The 2,971-nt window shown below is 69.5% G+C and carries 2 protein-coding genes and 1 pseudogene; 2 read left to right on the top strand and 1 reads right to left on the bottom strand.

The annotated features are described in order from the left end of the window. Together K789_RS24125 and K789_RS23375 are read left to right on the top strand one after the other, a co-directional pair. Nucleotides 1-1,289, top strand: a pseudogene (locus K789_RS24125) (DUF222 domain-containing protein); the annotation flags it as partial. After that, nucleotides 1,286-2,308, top strand: a complete 1,023-nt coding sequence (locus K789_RS23375) for an alpha/beta hydrolase (RefSeq protein WP_237739628.1) — start codon at nucleotides 1,286-1,288, stop codon at nucleotides 2,306-2,308. The pseudogene K789_RS24125 and the gene K789_RS23375, both read left to right, overlap by 4 nt. Before the next feature lie 85 nt (nucleotides 2,309-2,393). Here K789_RS23375 and K789_RS0116705 read toward each other — a convergent pair. Further along, the coding region (locus tag K789_RS0116705; protein WP_024367753.1) for a gamma-glutamyltransferase at nucleotides 2,394-2,971 on the bottom strand (578 nt) is incomplete at its 5' end.

Below are 2,971 nucleotides of genomic sequence, written 5' to 3'. Positions count from 1 at the left end.
GCGCCCCCGAAGCCCGGCGCCGGCTCTCCCTCGCCGAGAGCCTGCTGCCACGCCAGGGATTCACCGGCGAACCGTTACCTGCCGTGCACGGGGAACTCGGTGCCGCCGTCGCCTCCGGCGCGGTCGCGTCCCGGTCCGCGACCATCATCAGCCTGGCCCTGGACCGGGTCCGGCACGTCTGCGACGCCGAAACCGCCGCCCGGATGGAGCACGCCCTGACCCGCACCGCCGCGGAGAACGACCCGGACTTCCTGGCCCGGGTGGCCCGGAGCTGGACCGACGCGATCGACCAGGACGGCGCCGAGCCCTCCGAAGAGCTCCTGCGCCAGCTCCAGGGCGCGTTCATCCGCAAACCCCGGCACGGACTGTAGCATCTGGAGATCTTCGCGACCGCCGAACAGTTCGAACACCTCCTCACCGTCATGAACACCGCCACCAACCCCCGCACCCAGGCCCCGGACGCCGGGGTGGACGCAGCCGCAGTCCCGTGGGCCGACCATGGCAACAACGCCGGACCTGACGTTATGGACGTCCCCCTTGACCTCCGCTCGCGTCCGCAGAAACTCCTCGACGGCCTCGTCGGTGCCTGCAAACTCGCCCTCGCCGCCGGCACCCTGCCCGGCGCGGGAGGGCTGCGCCCGCAGGTCATGGTCACCATCGACTACCGCGACCTCCTCACCCGCCTCAACGCGCCCGGCGGAACCAGCGACACTCACGACGGCACCCGCCAGGGCGGCACCCGCGAGGGCGGTTCCGGAGATTCCTTCCAGCGCGGGCAGGTCACGGCACAGACCGGGTCGCTGCTGTTCACCGGCCCCGTCACCGCCTCGACCGTCCGGAAGATCGCCTGCGACGCGGACATCATCCCGGTCCTCCTCGGCAGCGCAGGCCAGGTCCTGGATATCGGCCGGGCCACCCGGGTCTTCCCGCCCCACATCCGCAAAGCCCTCACCGTCCGCGACCAGGGCTGCGCGTTCCCCGGCTGCACCATCCCCGCGCTCTGGTGCGAAGCCCACCACATCACCTACTGGTCCCGCGGCGGAACAACCGGCACGGACAACGGTGTACTGCTCTGTTCACACCACCACCACGTGATCCACAAGGAACACTGGACCATCCAGGTCCGTACCGGCATCCCGTGGTTCATCCCGCCACCACACCTTGACCCACGCCAAAGACCCCGACGCAACCACTACTTCCACCCCGCTACCCTCGACACCCCCGGGCTGAATCCTCCGGACCTACCGCTGTCCAGTTATCTCGATCATGGAGATACCATCGAAGGGTGAAAGCCACGATGCCGGAGGACCCGGGCGGCCCAAAGGTCGCGGGCCCCGGGTCCGCCATGATGGGCTGGAGCGGCGCCATCGCCGCTGGAGCGCTCGTCGTGGTTCCGCTCTGGATGTTGCTGGGCAACAGCGCCGTCCTCGGCGGCCACCCGGCGCTGCCCGTCCTGCTGTTGGCCGCCGTCGCCCTGGGCCTCCTGTGGATGTTCTTTCTGGCCAAAGATTCGGGTCTGAACAAGACCCGGCGCCTGACAAATCGCGGGCAGCCAAACCGCGGGCAACCAAAGCGCACAGTGTCGCGCTGGCAACTGGCCCGCAGCATTGTGGTCCGGCTCACCGCCGTGGGTCTCGTCGCCGGGCTGGCGTGGCTCAACCCGTTTGCTTACGATCCCAGCGGCGCGGCCGGCCAGACCACCGGAACCACCGCCGAGGACGCCACCTCGATCACGCTTGCGCCGGAAGGGAAGGCCAGTGCGGGCCTCGTTTTCTACCCCGGGGCGCGGGTCGATGCGCGCGCCTATCAGGACATCCTGGGCCCGATCGCGAACGCAGGCCATCTGGTCGTCATCCTGAAAGCACCCTTGGGCATCCCCCTGCTGGACACGGGCCAGGCCCGCAGCGCCATGGACGCCCACCCGGAAATCACCTCGTGGGCAGTCGGGGGCCACTCACTGGGAGGAGTGAGTGCAGCCTCCTTCGCAAAGTCGAACGAGGATGCCTCCGGACTTCTGCTGTTTGCCTCCTACCCCGCGGACAGCATGGCGCATACCGGCAATCTCTCGGTGCTCTCCATCTCCGGTTCGAATGACGGCCTCACCACCGCGGAGAAGATCGCTGCATCGAAGGCCCTGCTGCCGCCCACCGCCCGCTTCGCAACAGTGGTGGGCGGAGTGCACGCGTTCTTCGGGGACTATGGCGAACAGCCTGGGGACGGCGAGCCGCGCATCACCCGTGAACGGGCGCAGGAGCAGATCGCCGCAGAGTCCGTCAGCTTCATGGACCGGCTCCGCGCCGCCGGCTGACAGGCGGCGGCTGCTAAGCATCGGCTGGCAAGCGAACAGGTGGCCTGCGCTTTGGCCCGTGATCAGTTTCGGCCGAACCGGCGAATTAACGCCCCGCCGCGTACCCCTGCGCGCCGCGTGGATTGGCCGCCGCCTGCAGCACTCCCGTCGATGGATCCCGCACCACTGCGGACAACCGGCCCAGCGTCCAGCCGCCCGCCCGGGTGACCACATGACCGCGGCGTTCGAGTCCGGCGATGACGTCCTCACCCATCCGGTCCTCGACGACGGCGCCGCCGGGCTCCCAGGTGCGCGGCCAGAACGAACCCGGCATCGACGTCGTATGGAACGTGGGGGCGTCGACGGCCTGCTGCGGCGAGTAGCCGCCGATGATCGTGCGCAGCAGGTACGGCAGCTGCCATTGGTCCTGCTGGTCACCACCGGGCGAACCCAGTGCGGTCACGGCCTGGCCGTCCCGCAGCACGAGGGTGGGCGTCAGCGTCGTGCGCGGCCTCTTGCCCGGCGTCAGGGTGGATGGCGTGCCCGGTTCCAGCCAGGTCATCTGCAGCCGCGTGCCCAGGCAGAAACCCAGTTCAGGGATGGCGGGCGAGGACTGCAGCCAGCCGCCCGACGGCGTGGCCGAGACCATGTTGCCCCAGCGGTCGACGACGTCGATATGGCAGG

Origin of the sequence: Arthrobacter sp. TB 26 (assembly GCF_000427315.1) — a bacterium.
Classification (GTDB): domain Bacteria; phylum Actinomycetota; class Actinomycetes; order Actinomycetales; family Micrococcaceae; genus Arthrobacter.
This window is presented reverse-complemented; position numbering and strand designations above follow the sequence as displayed.